Source organism: Herminiimonas sp. (genome assembly GCF_030655415.1).
Window position 1 is genome coordinate 150789 of sequence record NZ_JAURVN010000006.1, and the last position, 19304, is coordinate 170092.

Annotated in this window: 20 protein-coding genes; 7 read left to right on the forward strand and 13 right to left on the reverse strand. The window is 52.7% G+C overall.

Annotation, left to right across the window (positions count from 1 at the left end; genetic code table 11):
• Positions 1-2: 2 nt before the first annotated feature.
• On the reverse strand, positions 3-605 hold the full coding sequence (locus Q7T66_RS06255) for a sugar O-acetyltransferase (protein WP_304932472.1): 603 nt from the start codon (positions 603-605) through the stop codon (positions 3-5).
• A 332-nt stretch (positions 606-937) separates the two neighbouring features.
• Here Q7T66_RS06255 and Q7T66_RS06260 point away from each other — a divergent pair, with 332 nt between their 5' ends.
• Positions 938-1066 (forward strand): hypothetical protein, encoded by a 129-nt coding sequence (locus Q7T66_RS06260; RefSeq protein WP_304932473.1) that lies wholly within the window; start codon positions 938-940, stop codon positions 1064-1066.
• 109 nt (positions 1067-1175) lie between these two features.
• Here the strand turns inward: Q7T66_RS06260 and Q7T66_RS06265 are convergent, their stop codons facing one another.
• The 5 genes from Q7T66_RS06265 to Q7T66_RS06285 form a co-directional block, all read right to left on the reverse strand.
• Complete coding sequence (locus Q7T66_RS06265; protein ID WP_304932474.1) at positions 1176-2297, reverse strand: TlpA disulfide reductase family protein; 1122 nt, start codon at positions 2295-2297, stop codon at positions 1176-1178.
• A gap of 79 nt (positions 2298-2376) precedes the next feature.
• Positions 2377-2988 (reverse strand): FMN-dependent NADH-azoreductase, encoded by a 612-nt coding sequence (locus Q7T66_RS06270; RefSeq protein ID WP_304932475.1) that lies wholly within the window; start codon positions 2986-2988, stop codon positions 2377-2379.
• An 11-nt stretch (positions 2989-2999) separates the two neighbouring features.
• Positions 3000-3458 carry a GNAT family N-acetyltransferase gene (locus Q7T66_RS06275; protein ID WP_304932476.1) on the reverse strand — a complete coding sequence of 153 codons (459 nt, stop codon included), beginning with the start codon at positions 3456-3458 and terminating at the stop codon, positions 3000-3002.
• A gap of 110 nt (positions 3459-3568) precedes the next feature.
• The gene (locus Q7T66_RS06280) at positions 3569-4324 is read right to left on the reverse strand and encodes an SDR family oxidoreductase (RefSeq protein WP_304932477.1); all 756 of its coding nucleotides are present in this window, start codon (positions 4322-4324) and stop codon (positions 3569-3571) included.
• A gap of 67 nt (positions 4325-4391) precedes the next feature.
• On the reverse strand, positions 4392-4829 hold the full coding sequence (locus Q7T66_RS06285) for a carboxymuconolactone decarboxylase family protein (RefSeq protein ID WP_304932478.1): 438 nt from the start codon (positions 4827-4829) through the stop codon (positions 4392-4394).
• Positions 4830-4943: 114 nt separating this feature from the next.
• Here Q7T66_RS06285 and Q7T66_RS06290 point away from each other — a divergent pair, with 114 nt between their 5' ends.
• Complete coding sequence (locus Q7T66_RS06290) at positions 4944-6383, forward strand: PLP-dependent aminotransferase family protein (RefSeq protein WP_304932479.1); 1440 nt, start codon at positions 4944-4946, stop codon at positions 6381-6383.
• Positions 6384-6910: 527 nt separating this feature from the next.
• On the opposite strand, the gene Q7T66_RS06295 is transcribed toward Q7T66_RS06290, so the two are convergent.
• Complete coding sequence (locus Q7T66_RS06295) at positions 6911-8080, reverse strand: MFS transporter (RefSeq protein ID WP_304932480.1); 1170 nt, start codon at positions 8078-8080, stop codon at positions 6911-6913.
• Between the two features lie 115 nt (positions 8081-8195).
• Here Q7T66_RS06295 and Q7T66_RS06300 point away from each other — a divergent pair, with 115 nt between their 5' ends.
• Entirely contained in the window at positions 8196-8942 is a 747-nt protein-coding gene (locus Q7T66_RS06300) for a helix-turn-helix domain-containing protein (RefSeq protein WP_304932481.1), read from the forward strand.
• 7 nt (positions 8943-8949) lie between these two features.
• Here the strand turns inward: Q7T66_RS06300 and hpxZ are convergent, their stop codons facing one another.
• Complete coding sequence (hpxZ, locus tag Q7T66_RS06305; RefSeq protein WP_304932482.1) at positions 8950-9333, reverse strand: oxalurate catabolism protein HpxZ; 384 nt, start codon at positions 9331-9333, stop codon at positions 8950-8952.
• Positions 9334-9577: 244 nt separating this feature from the next.
• On the opposite strand from hpxZ, the gene Q7T66_RS06310 reads away from it, so the two are divergent.
• Positions 9578-11707, forward strand: coding sequence for a CHASE2 domain-containing protein (locus Q7T66_RS06310; protein ID WP_304932483.1), 2130 nt, complete (start codon positions 9578-9580; stop codon positions 11705-11707).
• A gap of 13 nt (positions 11708-11720) precedes the next feature.
• Here the strand turns inward: Q7T66_RS06310 and Q7T66_RS06315 are convergent, their stop codons facing one another.
• Complete coding sequence (locus Q7T66_RS06315) at positions 11721-12317, reverse strand: OmpA family protein (RefSeq protein WP_304932484.1); 597 nt, start codon at positions 12315-12317, stop codon at positions 11721-11723.
• Positions 12318-12770, reverse strand: coding sequence for a FecR domain-containing protein (locus tag Q7T66_RS06320; RefSeq protein WP_304932485.1), 453 nt, complete (start codon positions 12768-12770; stop codon positions 12318-12320).
• Positions 12771-12958: 188 nt separating this feature from the next.
• Here Q7T66_RS06320 and Q7T66_RS06325 point away from each other — a divergent pair, with 188 nt between their 5' ends.
• Both Q7T66_RS06325 and Q7T66_RS06330 read left to right on the forward strand, forming a co-directional pair.
• On the forward strand, positions 12959-14767 hold the full coding sequence (locus Q7T66_RS06325; RefSeq protein ID WP_304932486.1) for an HD domain-containing phosphohydrolase: 1809 nt from the start codon (positions 12959-12961) through the stop codon (positions 14765-14767).
• Positions 14764-15612: a hypothetical protein gene (locus tag Q7T66_RS06330; RefSeq protein WP_304932487.1), complete on the forward strand. Its 849-nt coding sequence runs from the start codon at positions 14764-14766 to the stop codon at positions 15610-15612. Before Q7T66_RS06325 ends, Q7T66_RS06330 begins: the two co-directional genes overlap by 4 nt.
• 32 nt (positions 15613-15644) lie before the next feature.
• Here Q7T66_RS06330 and Q7T66_RS06335 read toward each other — a convergent pair whose 3' ends face one another.
• Complete coding sequence (locus Q7T66_RS06335; protein WP_304932488.1) at positions 15645-15881, reverse strand: hypothetical protein; 237 nt, start codon at positions 15879-15881, stop codon at positions 15645-15647.
• Positions 15882-15886: 5 nt separating this feature from the next.
• Positions 15887-17704 carry a glutamine--fructose-6-phosphate transaminase (isomerizing) gene (gene glmS / locus Q7T66_RS06340; RefSeq protein WP_304932489.1) on the reverse strand — a complete coding sequence of 606 codons (1818 nt, stop codon included), beginning with the start codon at positions 17702-17704 and terminating at the stop codon, positions 15887-15889.
• A 146-nt stretch (positions 17705-17850) separates the two neighbouring features.
• Between glmS and Q7T66_RS06345 the strand changes: the two genes are divergently transcribed.
• A complete protein-coding gene (locus Q7T66_RS06345; protein WP_304932490.1) occupies positions 17851-18324 on the forward strand; it encodes an Lrp/AsnC family transcriptional regulator in 474 nt (157 codons plus the stop codon).
• A gap of 10 nt (positions 18325-18334) precedes the next feature.
• On the opposite strand, the gene Q7T66_RS06350 is transcribed toward Q7T66_RS06345, so the two are convergent.
• Positions 18335-19207, reverse strand: a complete 873-nt coding sequence (locus tag Q7T66_RS06350; RefSeq protein ID WP_304932491.1) for a LysR family transcriptional regulator — start codon at positions 19205-19207, stop codon at positions 18335-18337.
• Positions 19208-19304: the final 97 nt, after the last annotated feature.

The following is a 19304-nucleotide window of genomic DNA, read 5'->3' on the forward strand; positions in this document are numbered from 1 at the left end:
GATTATTCGATAGCACGTATCACTCGCGCCGGATTGCCGACCGCGACCACATTTGCTGGAATATCCTTGGTCACAACAGATCCCGCACCGATGATGCTGTTCTCGCCTATCGTCACGCCCGCCAGCACGATGACGCCGCCACCCAGCCAAGCATTGTCGTGAATCACGATCGGCTTGGCCGCCTCGTATTTGGCGCGGCGTAATTCGATGTCGATAGGATGTGTCGGCGTCAGCAACTGCACGTTTGGTCCCATCAATACGTCTTTGCCTATCGTGATGGGCGCCACATCCAGCGCCATCAAGCCGTAGTTGGCAAACGAGCCTGCACCTATCGTGATGTACTTGCCGTAATCGACAAAGAAGGGCGGCTTGATGTGCACATCGGGCGCGACCGAACCCAACAATTCTTCCAGCACTTTGTGCGCGTCGGCGAGGTTGATCGCGTATTGCTTTTCATATTCGCGCATCAGTAAGTAAGCGCGGCGCGAAGCTGCGGCCAGTTCGGGATCGTCGGCCAGATACAGATCGCCGCTTTGCATCTTGTCGCGCTGGCTGCGCGGATCGTCTGGTGTTGCGCTCGGTTTTGCGTTTGGTTGTTCGGGCATATCGGAACTCCTGGATTCGGGTTTGCCGCAAGGACATTGCGCTAGTGACAAATTATTAATCTGCTTATCCATTAAGGTTCTTGATCGGGCCGATGGTTCCTTGCTTGGTGCTCAGTGGCTGTTGCGACGGCAGTTGATGCGGCTGGGAACGGGAATTTGCAGCGCAGGACTTTGTGGCGGTTTTGCCTAAGTGCATCGCCTAATCGCGGCTATTTAAGGGCAGGTACTTGAAACATGCCGGCAGCATGAGTACATTTGAGTGTGTGTAGATTCTGTTTCCCGCTGTACCGATCATCAAGCGCGATGGTTGGAAATCCCCAAGCGAGGTAATGATGGACGTCTTACTGTACGCACTTTTTTGTCTGCTCTTGCCGCTATGGGTATTCGGCGGTTTGTATCTCGCGGTAGAGGCGAGCGAAATGGCCAAGCAACACTACATCAAGGTCAAGGCGAAAAAGTAAGGCGCACCGCAGATCCTTGCTCTCATTCTTCAAGATTCTTTAAAACCGCGCGACTTTTAATCAAAGCCGCGCGCGTTTCGTTTACATCCCCATTATTCAAAGTTTGCACTTACTTACGTTGAAGTGATTGCACAGCTTTCTTCAGAGTGACATCGTTTGGCCCCAATATTTGAACGATGCGATTGTTCGCATCTATCAAGACGATGCTCGGGATCTGTCGAATGTCGAATGCGCGGAAGATTCTGCCGCTGGCGTCCAGCGCTAATGGCATCTCGATTTTTTCCAACTTTTGATAGTCGAGCAAATCCTGTTCGCTCGCCCACAAACCAGATGCGATAGCGAGCCATTCGACGTTGCCGGTTTTGGCGAGTTGTTCGGCTTCCAGCCGTACGCGTTTGCAGGCTTGCGAAACGGCAGGGCGACTTTGTGCCAAATACGATTCGCACCACGGTGCGGTGAAAACCAAGGCGCGCGGTTTGCCGCTAGTCGTCGCCAGCGATATGGTTTTGCCATCAGTAGTTGTGATGTTCAAATCGGTGACCACATCGCCGGGTTTGAGTACGGCTTGTTGCGCAGGTTTGGCACCTGAGCGTCGCGCTTCAGTCGCGGCAGTTTCGCCAGCCATCACGCGTTTGAGCGCGGCGTGGAACTTGTCATCTTCCAGATGGCCGATGTGCGCGATGCGGCCATCCGTGTCGATCAATACATGCGTTGGCGTCACGCGCACATTGAAGGCAGCAGCGAGATCGCCGTTATCGATGACGATAGGCATGTGCATCGCAATCTTCTTTTTGAACTCGCGCACGGCGGCTTCGTTGTCGCTAAAGCCCGCATTGACGGCGATCACCTTGATGCGCTTGCCATCTTGTTGATAGATTTTCTCAAAGCCGGGCATTTGCTCGCGGCAAGGTATGCACCAGGTTGCCCAGAACTTCAGGTAGATCGGCTGTTTGCCATACAACTTGCCGAGAGCTATGGTTTTGCCATCGATGGTTTTAAGCTTTAGATACGGACCTGGCGCGCCGATGAGCGATTGCCCGGCGCTGCGGGCGCGAGACTCGCCTTCGTTGACGACGGCGGGTTTGGCTGTATCAAGACTTTCTTGCGTGCGTTGCGACTGCTTATCTTTGCCGGTAAGGTCAGCTGCTTGTGACAGTTGCAGGGTGCTTGCGCACAGCAAAGCGACGCAACTTAGGACGAAGAGAATGATGTGTTTTTTGATGAAAGTCATATTGCCAAGCTCCGCATGCCGACATTGCCGGCGGTTGAATATGGATGGAGGGAATACTTGTCCACTAATGGGCGACGAATTAATTTGCGCTGACGGACTGCGACAATTTTTCACTTAATTGCGGACGCACTTCATCGACTGCTTGCGCCACTGCTTCCGGCCCAAAGGCCAAACCTTGCAGCGGGAAGAAGTGCACATCGCTGATGCCTATCGATGCCAGCGCATATTTCAAATACGGCGTCAGGAAGTCAGCTTGCTTCGCACGTTCACCCACATGGAAACTGCCTGAGCTGACCAATACAAACGTTGGTCGGTCTTTCATCAGGCCGACCTTGCCTTGCGGCGTCGCGTTGAAGCTGCGGTTGATGCGGATCACATGATCTATCCACAATTTCAACGCAGCTGGCACCGTGAAGTTGTGCATGGGCGTGACGATGAATAGCAGATCGTGTTGTTCCAGTTCTGTGATCAGGCGCTCCGACCAATCGAACTCTTTTGCATCGTGCGGAGTGTGCGAGGTGATGGCCGTCGCATACTCGCGGCCTATAGGCGGAATCGGTGTTCGCACTAAATCGCGTTCGGTGATTTGTACATTGCTGATGCCTGATGTGGCTATCGTTTCGGTCGCGAGTTGGTAGCCGTGGCTGGCATCGCTGTGCGGGCCGCTGTTCAATAACAAAATGCGTGTCATGTTGTTGAGTCCTATTTTTGTAATTGCGTTTGTTTAAGCGGTTCGACGAAATGCATGCCTTGCGCAAGCAAGCCCTGACGGAAATAAAAGCGCTGCGCCAATGCCATGTGCAAGCCGGTATCCAATACAAAGTTTTCGCAATTCAATGCTATCGCTTGTTGCCGCGCTGCTTGCAGCAAACGTTCGCCGACGCCAGAGCGATGCAGAGATTTTTTCACCACCAGATCATCGACGTAAACAAAGCGACCGTATAGTAAATTATCCATCTGGCGATAACCGGCCAGGCCGACGATGGCGCCGTCGCTCCATGCGGCGAGCAGGCGATAGCCTTGTGTGCGCTGGTGATCGATTTGCACCGCGTACGTTACGCGATCGCGCAGATGCGGTCGCAATTCTTTCATCACGGCGAACGATGCTTCCAGATCATCTGTGCTGTGTTCGATGTGACTGATGTCCACCAGAGACTTCATTGTTTTCTCCAAAAAGTGCGCCGCACTATCGATGCGATGATTCTGTGACACTTGAATAAATCATCGATAGAACGGACGCGAACAGAATTGCATTCTGTTCTGTAAGACGATTATTTCGACGCTTGCGATTTGCTGAGCCATGCTGCAAACGTTGCGCTGCCCAAACGTGCTTCGCCTGTTGGCGTCAATGATTGATCGTTGAGTTGTGCGCCGTAATAAGCGGCGTTGCCATCAGGTACGACGACGCGCTTGTCCTTGAGTGCGGTCAAATAACGCTTCATCAATTCTGCGAGGCCAACTTTTTCTGGCCCAGCCACATCGAAGGTGTCGTTGATGGGTTGCGCTAGTGCCGTGTCCGATACGATAGCGGCTATGTCGTCGGATGAGATCGGTTGTACGTGCGCTGGCGACAAGCGAATTTCGTTGCCGACGGTGCCGTATTGCGCGATGCCGCCGAGGAATTCAAAGAACTGCGTTGAACGCACGATGGTGTACGGCACTTTGGCTGCCTTGATCAAATTCTCTTGCGCCATTTTTGCGCGGAAGTAGCCGCTTTCCAGCATGCGTTCGGTACCAACCACGGATAAGGCGATGTGATGTTTGACGCCAGCTGCTTCTTCCGCTGCGAGCAAATTGCGACCGGAAGTTTCAAAGAAGTCGAGCACGGCTTGATCTTCGAATGATGGCGAGTTACTCAAATCGATCACGACTTGCGCGCCCTTGACTGCATCCGCCAATCCCTCGCCGGTTAATGCGTTGATGCCGGTGCTGGGTGCGCCTACCAATACTTCATAGCCGAGCTGGCGAAGATTGGTGACCACTTTGGAGCCGATCAGGCCACTGCCACCGATAACAAGAATTTTCATGTAAACCTTTTTCATACGCCCGCTTACAGGCGAGGGATTGCGAATAGTTACTAAAGATGCCGCGCGATTACACCGGCATTTTGCGGAAGGCGATGGCAAAACGATTCCAGCTATTGATCGATGTGATCAGCGCAGTCAGTTCCATCAATTCTGCATCGGTGAAGTGAGGGCGAACTGCTTCCCATACTGAATCGGGTACGTGGTTTTGCGAAACCAGTGTCAGGGATTCTGTCCATTCCAGCGCAGCACGTTCGCGGTCGTTGAAGAACGGCGTTTCGCGCCATGCGGAAACCGTCGCTAGGCGACGTTGTGATTCGCCTTCCTTCAGCGCATCGGTGACGTGCATGTCGAGGCAGAACGCGCAGCCGTTGATTTGCGATGCGCGCAGACGGACCAATTCTTTGGTCAGGATTTCGATGGTGCCTTTGGCGAGTTGGTTTTCGACGGCTATCAAGACTTTCATGATGGCTGGATCGGCGGTGTAGAAGTCGAGGCGAGTTTGCATGTGGTGCTCCTTGTTGAGGTGAATCGGGTTGAGTGAATTGCGTTTCCTTGATGAGTAGTATGCGAATATCATGGCCATGTTAGAAGGGCCAAGAAATGCAAAAAGGACTAGTCCATGAAAACCGCCACAAATAAGCCCGAGCTTGCGCTTGATCTGAGCATCGACCGCACGCTGCAACTGCCCATGTATCTGCAGATTTGCCAGCGCTTCAAGACGGCGATCGAGCAAGGACATTTGCATGCGGGCGATCGCGTACCGGCAGTGCGGGCGCTAGCGACCGAACTGAATCTGGCGCGCGGCACGGTGGAAATGGCTTATCGCATCTTGACCGACGAGGGATATTTGCAAGTAAGAGGCGCGGCTGGCACCGTCGTCTCGCCGACCTTGCCGCAACCGGCTGTACTGAAGCCGCCTACGCCGCTACCCGGGCAAACGATGGCGGCGATTCTCGATCACGATGGCAAGGCACCGAAGGCGCTGCAACTGGGTTTGCCTGCGCTCGATGCTTTCCCGCGCAAGGTGTGGAACCGGATCGTTGCGCATCGCTTGCGCGAAAGCGAACCGGCTCGACTGGCGTATCCGGCGCCGGCCGGTTATGAGCGTTTGCGTGAAAAGATTGCGACTTATCTGGGCGTATCGCGTGGCGTAACTTGTTTGCCGGAACAGGTATTTATCACGACGGGTTTGCGCACAACACTGGAGCTGACACTCAGCAGTCTTTCTACCGTCGGCGACGAGTTCTGGTTTGAAGATCCCGGCTACATTCTGGCGCGCCCGTTTTTGCAAAATGCAGCAGTCAAGATCGTGCCGGTGCCTGTTGATGAAAACGGTTTGATGGTCGAAGAAGGCAAACGCCTCAGTCCGTATGCGAAGTTCGCGATGGTCACGCCTTCGCATCAAAGTCCATTGGGCGTGACGCTATCGCTGGAACGTCGGATGGCATTGCTGGAATGGGCGAGTAGTGCGGGCAGCTGGATTATTGAAGACGATTACGACAGTGAATTTCGTTATCAAGGACGGCCGCTGCCAGCATTGAAAAGTCTGGATCGCAATGATCGCGTGATTTATGCGGGCACGTTCAGCAAAGTACTGTTCCCGGGTTTGCGGCTGGCGTATGTGGTCGCGCCTGCCAGTGCAGTCGCACGTTTTCAGGCGGTATCTTCCAACTTGAATGCTGGTTGCCCTTATTTGTTTCAAGCCGGCGTGGCTGACTTTATCGCCGAAGGTCATTTCTCACGCCATCTTAAAAAAATGCGCCTGCTGTATGCAGAACGTCGCGCGGTCACGCAGCGTGTTTTTCAGGAAATATTGGGCGACCGCATACGTATCGATTTGCGTCCTGGCGGTTTGCACATGCTCGCGCAGCTGGCAGATCACGAAGACGATGTGATGATAGCGGAGAAGGCGCGCGAACTTGGCCTGGCGACGCATGCTTTATCGCGGTGGTATATCAATGCCAAATCGCAGCAAGGATTGTTGCTGGGTTTTGCGAATGTGGTTGATGAAAAAGATGCGCGACGCATTGCGCTGAAACTCAAACAGGCGATGGAATAAGAAGGTGTATTTATTTTTAAATACGTTTTTACAATCGCATCATTTCAATAAAATTCAATGGCATAACGGCCGCAATGATTTGCTTAATTTTTAAGCAAATGTGAAATGAGGTTCAGAGTGGATTTAACCTTGTTTCGCCCTTGAATTAGATTGCTATTCAAATCGTTTTCTTTCAAGAATCATAGTCAAAAAATAGCGATGGATAGTGGCTCTACACGCTGAACTATCTGCGCTTAGTCGCGCTCTGATGTGGCGGGCCGTGCAGCTGTTTTTTTTCGATGTGAGTTTGGCCCAGCAACTTCATTTCGTTAATCACAGTGCGACACGCACAATTTATCGCGAGGCTATCCATCATGACCATGACTATCGTTTCCTTCTATATCGACTTCACCAAAACATTCAAAGAGTGGTTCGCCAACGTAGATATTTACAACGGCTTGAGCCAGGAAGATAAACAGGACTTGATGAATTGGTAGCGTCAGGATGGAGCGCCGGATTGGCAGCCCATCGCTCTATTGAAAATTTGCTTAAGTGGATGAGCGATCTTCATTTGGAAATGCAATCGCGCCCAAAATTACCAGCACGCACAAAGCACCAAGCGCTTGCAGCATCAGCGTAAAACCGCCACGTTCATGCAGCGTCGCAACCAGGCCAACCGACGCACCCGCTGCGGTAAAGCCGAGGAAGTAGCGCACTGAATAAGCGCGTGCTCGCCATTCGTCGCTGGTGTATTTTCCTATCATCGCGTCGTTGACGGTGATTTGGCCAAAGATGCCGATGATGATGCCTATGCATACCAAGACCAGCGGCACGCCGGATAAAGCTGCGCCGAAGAAAAGTAGTGGCGCAAGTATCAGCGCGAGCGGCAAGAACAATGTTTTGAGCGAATGCTTGTCGAGCAGATGACCGATGATGTACTGCGCGAGTGCGCCAAATACATACGTGCCTGCTGCGATGACGCCGAGCAGCGCGGTGTTGGTGGTCAGATCTGATAAGCGTTCTTCAAACAGTTTTGGCAAGGCGACGGTCAATGCATTAAACGTCGTCGAGCTGGCGATGATCGTGATGACCAGCGCTGCGATGACGCGCCACATTGCTTCCTTCGATACGCGTGCTGCTGTGTGATTGGCCGCTTTGCGAACGCCGCGCGCTTCATGTTTCACTTTGTTAGCGAAGAAAATCCCGATGGCGATGGCCGCAAAACCCGGGATTGCGAATGCCCAACGCCAGCCTATGTATTGGCACACGACGCCTGTGATCAGCGCCGATGACGCCACGCCAAGATTGCCCCACACGCCATTGACGCCGACTTCACGGCCGAGTTTTTCCGCATGCGAAACCAGCATCGCAGTACCAACCGGATGGTAGATCGAGGCGAACAGGCCAACTGCGAGCAGCGCCATGCTGAGTTGTTGCGGCGTTTGCGTCAGACCGACAGACATCATCGCGAGTCCAATGCCGATAAAGAAAATCACCATCATGTGACGCCGACTCCAGCGATCGCCCAGCCATCCCGTGAGTAGCGAGCCAGCACCAAACGCGATAAAGCCCGGCGTCGCATAAGGCAGCAGATCGGCATAACTCATATTGAAAACCGGAGCCATGACGATGACGGCCGCGGCGAATACCAGCATGGCGTAATGGTCGATGAAGTGAGCGATGTTGATGTAAGCGATAACGGTGCGGGGATGGTTCACGAGCAGGCCTTTCTAAAAGAGTGCTGCTAGGTTAATCTGACCGCTCATCGACTGGGAGACAAGCAACATCGCCGAAGCGCCAAATTGTTTGCGCACGACCGAGCTTGAGAAATACATGATTATTGGCGCCACCTCTTATCCGCGCGGCACGCATTTGGGCTTGCATGTACATCGCGAGGCGCAACTGCTGTTCGCGTCCAGCGGCATCATGCAAGTGGCGACGCCGAAAGGTCGCTGGCTGGTGCCGCCTGCGCGCGCGGTGTGGCTACCGCCCGGCATCGAACATGCGGTTGATGTGCTGGCCGATATTGAAATGCGCGCCTTGCTGGTTCCTGCAGATTGGCTGGCCGCTCATCCAGAAGCGTCACGTTTGAATCGCGAGTTCGTCGTCACGGTCGGCCCGTTATTGCGCGAAACCATACTCGCCGCGTTCAAGCATGCTGCAAATGCGAAGCGCATTGATCTGTTGGTGGAGGTTGCCTTGTTCGAACTCGTTGAGGATGAAGATGCGGCGACCTTCGTCCCTTTGCCTAGCGATCCGCGGGCGCGACGCGTGGCCGACATGATCCTCGCAGATCCGGCCAATGACAGAGATCTTGAATTGCTCGCGCATGCGGCAGGTGCCTCAGCGCGTACCATCACGCGACTGTTTTCAGCGGAAACGAATTTGACCTTCAAGGAATGGCGACAACGCGCACGCATCATGGCGGCTGTTGAAGCTTTGGGCAGTGGCAAAACATCGATCAAACAACTGGCGGCGCAACTGGGCTTCAGCAGCGTCGCAGCCTTCGGTCACGCGTTCCGGCAGATCATGGGGATGACGCCGAGCGAAATGATGCGTCGCTCGGCCGGAAAAGATTGATAAATTTTTATGCTGCCATCAACGATACATGCGCCGCAACGATGCGCCAACCTTGCGGGAGTCGCAGCCAGGTGTGGCTTTGTCTACCGATGCGGGCTTCGCCTTTACGCGTGAACTCAGTATTGGCAGTGGCAAAGTCACGACCATAAGTAGTGATGACGGTATTCATCAAATCGCGTTCCAATCCCTTCGATGGACGCGCCAAGCGAAACGCGCGTATCGCCTCGTAACCGAGAAGATTTTCACCGACGCCATAACGCAGCGTCGCTGGATTATTCCAAAACAATTCATCCAGTACGGCGACATCGTTGCCGGTGAGTGCAGCGTCATAGCGCATGAATGCTGCAGTCACTTCGGCGACTACTTCTGGCAGATTGATTTCTTGTTCCATAAGGTGATTCCTTTTAATTCGCGACTGACCTTGCGATTTTCTGCGAACAGTCTAGCGAGTGCTGAAATAAATCGATAATTATTTTTCAGGCCATTGGATCGAAGCTCACGAAACGCGACGTGGATCGTGAAAAATTTACACGCTCTGCACACAGATACCAAACCTGCATCACTTCAACTTGTGCTGGTGTTCATCCTCGGCAATACTGCATCTTCATTTCATCACGATCCGATCGCTGGCACGCATGTCCATTCTGAAATCTGCAAATTACCGACTGGTTTTGCCGCTCATTGCTGCGCTCGTCGCGTGTGTCATTTTTATTCTGGAGCCACTTTCGCTGCAGACGCTGCGCAACGGCGTATTCGATCAATATCAACGATGGCATCCGCGGGCGTATCAGGATGCAGGCGTACGGATTATTGATCTCGATGATGAAAGCCTGAAGCGAGTAGGTCAGTGGCCTTGGTCGCGTGCGCAAGTTGCCACTTTGGTGACGCAACTTAAAGCCGCTGGCGCCGACAGCATTGCTTTTGATGTGTTGTTTGCAGAACCGGATCGTACGGCGCCATCCGCGATGCTGCGTGGTTGGAATTTATCTTCAAGCGTGGCCGCGCAAGTCGCCTCTTTGCCAGATCCGGATGCGCAGTTTGCGCAGGCTTTGCGCAATAACAAAACTGTTCTGGGAATCGCCGAAGCGCAACAGGTCGGCACACTGCCAGCGCAACACTTCGGTGTCGTCACGAAAGGTTTGCCCGCCGAGCAGTGGCTGCCAAAATTATCCGGAACCGTATCGGCGTTACCGCAACTGGCCGACGCCGCAGCAGGGAATGGCGCGATCACTTTTATCCCTGATGCCGACGGCATCGTCCGTCGCGTGCCGCTGATGGTGAATGCAAACGGTGAGCTTTTGCTTTCTCTCGTATCCGAATTACTGCGCGTTTCTGAAGAATCGCGCAATGTGATCATTCACAGCGAATCCACAGGCATCAATCAATTCGATATCGGCAAGTTGCGTGTGCCAACTTCGGCAGACGGCCAGTTCTGGATTCATTTCACACGCACGGCACCGGGCCGCACTATTCCTGCATGGCAGGTCATGACGAACGCGCTACCGAAAGACAGCTTGCGCGGCAGCCTAGTGTTGGTCGGCACGTCGGCGCAAGGTTTACAGGATCTGCGCTTCAGTCCTTTGGGCGGCGTGATTCCGGGTGTCGAGATCCACGCGCAGGCACTGGAACAAATCAAAACCGGTCATTGGTTGCAACGCCCGCAGTGGGCTTCTGCGCTGGAAGCATTCGTCATGCTCGCCGGCAGCATCGCCTTGTGCATCCTCGCATGGCGCGCATCTGCCATCGTCTCAGCGGCGGGCGCGCTGCTATTGCTCATTTGCCTGAACTGGGCTGGCTGGATCGCATTCAGAGATCATCGGCTGTTGCTGGATGCGGTCATGCCATCCATCGGTATCGCCATCACTTACGTGCTCGCCAGCGTAGCGCGACACATGGCAACAGAAGCGAAGCAGCGTTGGATACAACAAGCCTTCGCACGCTATGTGTCGCCGAATCGCGTTGCGTATCTGATGTCGAATCCTGACGCGCTGGAGCTGGGTGGGCGACGTCAGCAATGTAGTTTTATCTTTACCGATCTGACCGACTTCACCGGTCTGGTAGAAAGCAATAGTCCGGAAACAGTTGTCGCTTACTTGAATGAGTATCTCGATGGCTTGATAGAGATTGCGTTCCGATACGAGGGAACCCTGGATCGCATCGTCGGCGACGCCGTAGCAATCATGTTTTCAGCGCCGGTGCCGCAAGCGGATCATCCTGCGCGTGCCTTGAAATGTGCTTTGGAAATGCGTCGCTATGCGCAACAGCATGCCGCTGCACTGCGAGAAAAAGGAATTGCATTCGGCAGCACGCGTATTGGTCTGCATTGCGGTGAAGTCGTCGTCGGCAATTTCGGCGGAGGCACTATTTTTGATTATCGTGCAATGGGTGATGCGGTCAACATAGCGGCGCGACTGGAAACACTGAATCAACATCTGGGCACGACGATGTGCGTGTCCGGTGCTATCCGTGAGGTGTGTTTGGATGTGCCTATGCGTGCGGTCGGACAGGTTTTGTTGAAAGGCAAATCCCAATCTATCGCAGTGTATGAGCCGTTGACGGAAGCAATGCTGGACAACGTGAGCCCGCACCATCAAGACGCAGAATATGACGCTGCGTTTGACTTGTTAAAGCAAGAAGATGCGTCGGCGCTCGCGGCTTTCGCGCACTTAAACAAAACGCGACCGCAAGATACCTTGGTCGCGTTTCAATTGCAGCGTTTGAAAAATGGAGAGCGTGGAGAGTTGATCGTCATGGCCGTTAAATAAACAGCCATGCGTTTTAACGAACTGTAATTTCGACCCGCCGATTTTTGGGCTCGGATACATTGTCCGGCGTCTTCACCAATAGATTGCGTTCACCATGCGAGGTTACCGTTATCTCAAGTGCCTGCACACCCTTGCGCTTTAGCAGTTGTGCGATGGCTTGCGCACGCTGTAGCGCAAGTTGTTCGTTAGCTGATTGATCGCCGGCAGTATCCGTATGACCAATCACTGAAACAGCCGCGACGCCACGATTACGAATGGTAGTAATCACCATGGGAATGAACGCTTCCGATTCTGGTGTCATTGATGCCACACCTGTTTTGAAGTAGACGAGGAAATAAACTGGTAAATCCGGTTGGGCTGCCAGAGCTGACGCAAAGTCGGTCTGGATTTCTTTGTCGCTTGCATCAAAGGTTTTGATTGTCGAACCATCCATCACGACGGCCTGCTGTTTTTTATTTAATAGCACGGTGCCTTTGGCTGTACTGACAACAATTGCTCCAACGGAGCCGTCAGGGCTAGGCAGCAGTACAGCGTAGGATGGTGAGGCGCAGCCTGTTGCAATCAAACAGCAGGCGACGACGACAATGCTGGCAAGAAAACGCTGTATCACTTAGTCAGCCTTCACCAAAAAATGCGTGCCGCGGACGCCAATCGTGCCGGTCGGAGTTTTGATCTGTACGTTCTCAGGACGCAGTTTGGCGATGACACCAGAAATGAAATTCAGCGTGCCGTGCGTCAAATTGGTTGTTAATTTCAAATCATTTTTTGCCGGAGCGTACAGATAGTCATCAATCCGCATTTCGCTTTTTGGACCAAGTGACATCACGGTATCGTCTTTCAATGTCACGCCCAGCGAACTTTTTTCCGCGACGCGCAATGTAGAGCCCTCAAGTACAGGTGTGCCCACAACTGCCGGTACTGTGGCGGTGCCTGTCGTTACTGTGGCAGTGCCTGTGACTTTCATTACATAGCCGATTGGGTCTTTGGACGGCTCTGCAGCAACCGCACTGCCCAAGCCTATTATCAAGAAACCATTTAAAAGTAATATCATCAGGCGCTTCATAGTGATTCCTTGTAATTAATATAGTTAACAGAGAGAAAAGTTGAACCAATTCAACAATTTAATAATCTAGAATGTGTCGCAATAAGTTGATCGGCATTGTTAGCGATTTCTTGTTAAATTTTCAGCACCATATTCCGAAGATTATCAATTTGATTCGGATTTTTTAATCATTCGTTTCAGGTCGGCGTATGAACACTCATCCATTTACTTTTTTTGACGAACCGGAAATCGGGCAAGAATACGCGATGTTCGGTAGAAGCGATACGCTTCGTCACATGCAAAATCAACTTTCTACTTTGGTTGAGAACTGCTTGCTACTCTCGTCCGAAAGCGATCATGACAAACTGCTACGCCATCTGCTCATGGCCGCCAAACGGATTTGTAATGCCGACGCGGCGACTCTATATCTGAACACGCCTCATCAGACATTGCGTTTTGCTTTGCGTTCACGCACAGACGAATTACCTGCTTTCGAAATCCCTTTGTATGACCCAGACACCGGGCAAGCGAATGAGCAATACGTCAGTACGTATGTCTCTTTGCATAACCGTAGCGTCGCGATTGACGATGTTTACGAAGAAGAAGGGTTTGATTTAAGCGGGACCAGACGGTTTGATCAAGAGTCGGGTTATCACACGGTATCAATGCTGACCGTCCCTATTCGTCCTCGCGGCGGCGAATCTATAGGCGTGCTGCAGCTGATTAATGCCATCGATTCCGACGGTGAGATCAGCACTTTTTCAGAGCGCGATCAACGCTATGTAGAGGCGCTGGCTTCGCAAGCTGCAGTTGCGCTTGATATGCGTGGCTTGATCGCTTCGCAAGATGAATTGATAGAAGGGATCGTCACTGTACTGGCCGGCGCGATCGATGCCAAGAGTGCACATACCGGCGGTCACTGCGAACGCGTGCCGGAACTGGCGATGATGCTGGCAGAGGAAGCCAGTAATTGCAAAGACGGTTCGCTGGCGGATTTCAGTTTTTCCACTGAAGAACAGTGGCGCGAATTTCGCATCGGTGCCTGGTTGCACGATTGCGGCAAAATCACGACGCCGGAACATATCGTCGACAAGGCAACGAAGCTGGAGATGATCCATAACCGTATTCACGAAGTGAGAATGCGGTTTGAAGTACTGCGGCGCGATGCAGAGATTGTGCGACTAGAGGCTTTGCTCGCGGGCGAGTCCAGGGAAAATGCCGATGCTAACTTCGCCGCGACGGAGCAGCGGCTCAACGACGATTTTGAGTTTCTCGCGCAATGCAATATCGGCGGCGAACGCTTGTCGCAGGCCGCGATTGATCGCCTTCAGCAAATAGGTGAGGGTACATGGTTGCGGTATTTCGATGATTGCCTCGGACTCTCACACGAAGAGTTGGCGCTCCGGTCAGGGTGCGATCTTGCGGAAGCATTGCCGACAACCGAGCGCATTCTTTCAGATAAGTCGCATCATCTTGTCGCCCGCCCGCCATCTCGTTCACTGGATGCCAAGTACGGCTTCTCTATCGAGATCCCCGAATATTTGTACAACCACGGCGAACTCTACAATCTCAAAATTGATAGAGGCACATTGACTGCAGAAGAACGCTTCAAGATCAACGAACACATCATGCAGACGATCGTGATGCTGGAAGAAATGCCGTTTCCAAAGAATCTAAAACGCGTCGCCGAATATGCAGGTACGCATCATGAAAAAATCAACGGTGGTGGTTATCCACGCAAGCTCAATGGCGATCAACTTTCAGTGCCAGCAAGGATTATGGCAATTGCCGATATCTTTGAGGCGCTAACTGCCAGCGATAGACCTTATAAAAACGCAAAGACTTTGTCTGAGTCGATAGAGATTCTTGCAGACCTGCGGGACAAGAATCATATTGATAGCAGTTTGTTCGATTTGTTTTTACAGTCGGGTTTGCATTTGAAATTTGGTGAGCGCTTTCTGAAGCCTGAGCAACTCGATGAAGTTGACGTGTCGCGGTATCTCGGCAAGCAGTCATGATCCCAACTGCGATGTTGTCGCAAGCTCCGTTTCGCCTGACACGCGACATGAATGCGTGCGAAGCCGGTATTGCAATCGCCCAATGCATAGAATATTTCTGTTCGCTTGCTACGCCACTCGTCGAAGCATTTTCCGTCGCTATGGAAATAGCAGAAGTGCCGACTAACGATCCGCTATATAAAGCGGGTATCGCCTTGGCGCATGATATTGATGCAGGCATCGGTGCTGGTGTTGGCAACGCCTATCACAATAAAATTCATTTCCTTGAAGTCTTGCTCTGTGCCTCGGCGATTGCGTCTGTTGCAGAGATGTCCTCGCACGAGAAAGCGCTACTCTATGTCGCAGCAGTCGCGCATGATTTTCATCATGATGGTCAGCCGAACATGCGACCGTATCGCCTGGAGTTGAGTGCGGTACAGAACATGCAATCTTATTTGGATAACGCCAGTGTGGCAGAGGGTGATAGACAAGCGCTTGCCGCGTTTGTACTGGCTACCGAGACACATACCGGCGTAGCCTACGCGCGCGAGTGCTATAGCAAACATTATCGAAATGTGGCGGTAATATCTTTTCAGTCTATCGCCAGTGAATTGGCTTTGTTGGAGCTTCACCCACGTTTGGCATTGATCGCAGTTGCGCTTACTGAGGCCGACATTATTCCGTCGACAGCGCTGACAGTTCAGCACGCTCAGGCCACGGCGTCGCGTTTGGAAAAAGAGTGGGGAAGAACCATGGACTCGCAAAGCAAGATCGAATTTATCGACAACTTTGCCGGTGATCTTCAAGTTGCCGCGTACTTCATGCCAAATGTAAAAATGATTCGGCAAGCATTTTTGGATCGCTAATTCGCCTAGCCCAACTTTTCTTGGTTAGACGATTAGTGGCTATCTCTTCTTTGCATAGACCTAACTAAAGTCTGCACCGCGTTGAGTAGATCGCCTTTCGTCACGGCGCTATCAACTTCGATCCCATAACGTTCCGCCTCATCCTTGTGTTCAGAATTTGCCGGTTCGTCTTGATCTTCACGCACGGTCATTGACTGTCTGATCGCGTACTCAAGCTTGCTCAAGGATTCGATCAGATCAGCATGACTGCGCTCGTTCAGTTTGCTCACGTGGCTTATTCCACAGTCACAGACTTCGCCAAATTGCGTGGCTTGTCGACGTCAGTGCCACGCGCCAACGCAGTGTGATAGGCCAGCAATTGCAATGGCACGACATGCAGTATCGGTGACAGCGCGCCGTAGTGTTCCGGCAAACGAATCACATGCAAACCTTCGCCCGAAGTGATGCGCGAATCGCCATCGGCGAACACGTACAACTCGCCGCCGCGTGCGCGGACTTCTTGCATATTTGATTTCAATTTCTCGATCATCGAATCATTCGGTGCAACCGTGACGACCGGCATTTCTTCGGTGACGAGTGCGAGTGGGCCGTGTTTCAGTTCACCAGCTGGATACGCTTCAGCGTGGATGTATGAAATCTCTTTCAGCTTCAACGCGCCTTCGAGTGCGATTGGATAGTGCAGGCCACGACCTAAGAACAGTGCGTTTTCTTTGCGGGCGAAGGCTTCTGCCCAGGCAATGATTTGCGGTTCCAGCGCGAGCACGGCGGTGATGGCGACTGGCAGATGGCGCATTTGTTTGAGGTAGGCGGCTTCGTCCTTGTCACTCAAACGACCTTTGACTTGCGCCAGTGTCAGCGTCAACAGGAACAATGCGGCCAGTTGCGTGGTGAAGGCTTTGGTCGATGCAACACCAACTTCGACCCCGGCGCGCGTGATGTAGGCGAGCGCGCACTCACGCACCATCGCACTGGTGGCAGCATTGCAGATGGTTAAAGTGTGCTTCATGCCGTGCGATTGCGCGTGGCGCAGTGCGGCCAAAGTATCTGCGGTTTCGCCACTTTGCGAGATGGTGACGACCAACGCATTCGGATTCGGTACGCTGTCGCGGTAGCGATATTCGCTGGCAATTTCTACATCGCAGCGCACGCCGGCAATCGCTTCTATCCAGTATTTGGCGGTCATGCCCGAGTAGTAACTGGTGCCGCAAGCAAGGATCAGGACTGAGTCGATCTGTTTGAAAATATTGAACGCCTGGTCGCCGAAAATATCCGGCGTGATGCTTTCAATTCCTTCGAGTGTGTCGGCGATCGCGCGCGGCTGCTCGAAGATTTCCTTCTGCATGTAATGCCGATACGGGCCGAGTTCGACTGCGCCTGTGTGGGCGTGTACGGTTTTGACTTCGCGTTGTACTTGCTTGCCATCCGCATCGACGATCCAGACGCGTTGCAACTGCAGGTCGACGACATCGCCTTCTTCCAGATAAATAATTTGATCGGTGGTGCCGGCCAATGCCAATGCGTCCGAGGCGACAAAGTTTTCGCCATTGCCAACACCAACGATCAGTGGCGAGCCGCGACGCGCGCCGACCACACGATGCGGTTCATCGCGGCTGAATACCGCAATCGCGAATGCGCCATCGAGGCGTTTGGTGGTGAGTTGTACGGTTTCAAACAAATCGCCGGTATATAAATGGTCGACCAGATGGGCGATGACTTCGGTATCGGTCTGGCTTTCGAAAACGTAGCCTAGCGCTTTCAGCTCATCGCGCAGTTCATCGTGATTTTCGATGATGCCGTTATGGACGACGGCGATGCGGTCGCGGGAAAAATGCGGATGCGCGTTGTGCGATGCCGGTGCGCCGTGTGTGGCCCAGCGCGTGTGTGCGATGCCAGTAAAACCTTCGAGGTGTTCCTTGGCGATCTGTTTTTCCAGTTCTGCCACGCGCGCGGTGCTGCGTGAGCGCTCCAGCTTGCCGTCCACGTGCAGCGCGACGCCGCAGGAATCATAGCCGCGGTATTCCAGCCGTTTGAGTCCTTCGACCAGAATAGGGGTGATATTGCGTTGCGCTACTGCGCCGACGATACCGCACATAGGAACCTCGTTGTGATTTGTGTAAGTGACACAGTCTAGATGAGGGTTTGTGAAATAAGTTTTCTAAATATTGAAATAAATGACTTATTATTTCTCTTGATTGATTAAGTGAAATTTAATTTCAAATATATGAATATATTTTCCATATGAGCGACGAAATACTATTGCTGGATGAACTCGATAAACGCATTTTGAATGCGCTACAGATCGATTCATCGCAAACCAACAACGATTTGGCAGTGGCTGTGCACGCTTCGCCGCCAACTTGTCTGCGCCGCGTTAAACGTATGGTTGATGCGGGCGTGATCGAGCGTCAGGTGGCGATCGTCTCGCCGCAAAAGATAGGTGCGGGTCTAACTTCGATAGTTGAAATTACTTTGGATAATCAGGCTGCCGAACGGCAGGTGGAATTTGAAGCCTTGGTCGCCACTGAAAGCGCAGTGCTGCAATGCTATCGCGTGTCGCCCGGCCCGGATTTTGTGCTGGTGATACAGGTGGCGGATATGCCGGCGTATAACGCGCTGGTGCACCGCCTGTTTGCATCGCATGCGAATGTGCGCAACGTGAAAAGCTTTTTCTCCATCCATCGCAGCAAATTTGAAACGCGCATCGCAGTATGACGATCGTCGCTTAAAACATTTCCAAAAACTGTTTCGCCGCAGCCGATAAGCGCTGGCCTTTAAGCCAGGTAATTGCCACCGCGGATTCCAGCTTGCAGCCGGTGATCTCGGCAATATGCAGCGACTCGCTAGCCTTGAGCGCAGCAGCCGAACGCGGCACGATCGCAGCGCCCAAGCCTAATTCCACCAATGTCAGCAGCGCCATCACGTTGTCGCTTTCGCAAAACACGGTCGGCTCAACTTTGGCCGCACGCAATTCATCCCACACCATGTCGTGCCAGAAAATCCCATGCTGGCGCTGCATCAGTAGCAAAGGTTCACGCGCAACTTGCGGCAGCGTAATCGTCGCAGGGCGCGTTTGTCCCGCATTTTTGCGCATGACAGCAACCCATGGTTCGGTCACCAGCGGTTTGATTTCATAAATCTTGTCGTCTATGGGCAGTCGCACGATGCCGACTTCGATTACGTGGGAGTTCAGTAATTCCAGCACGCGATAGGTATTCCCTTCGCGCCATTGAAAAGTCACTTCCGGATATTTCGCATGGAATTCAGCAAGCCGCGGCGGCATATATAAATGACCGATACCAGGCGGGCTGCCGATTCCCAAAGTGCCGCGCAAACCCTGGTCGAATTCGCGGATTTCCTTGGTGGTGCTATCCACCAGCCCGAGGATTTGTTCGGCGCGTTGATACAGCGCATGGCCAGCTTCCGTCAGGCGCAGGCTTTTGGTATTGCGCTCTATTAGTTGCACGCCTAGATTTTCTTCCAGCATCTTCAATTGCAGGCTGAGTGGTGGCTGCGCCATATGCAGACGTTTGGCGGCGCGGCTGATTTGGCCTTCTTCAGCGATGGCCATGAAATATTTGAGTTGTCGGATATCCATAGCAGTCCTTTGGATTTGGTTATTTATATTTTAAAGGTATGAGTGATGAATAAATACAGTATTTTCCTTATGAACAGTGCGCGTCTAGACTGAAGCT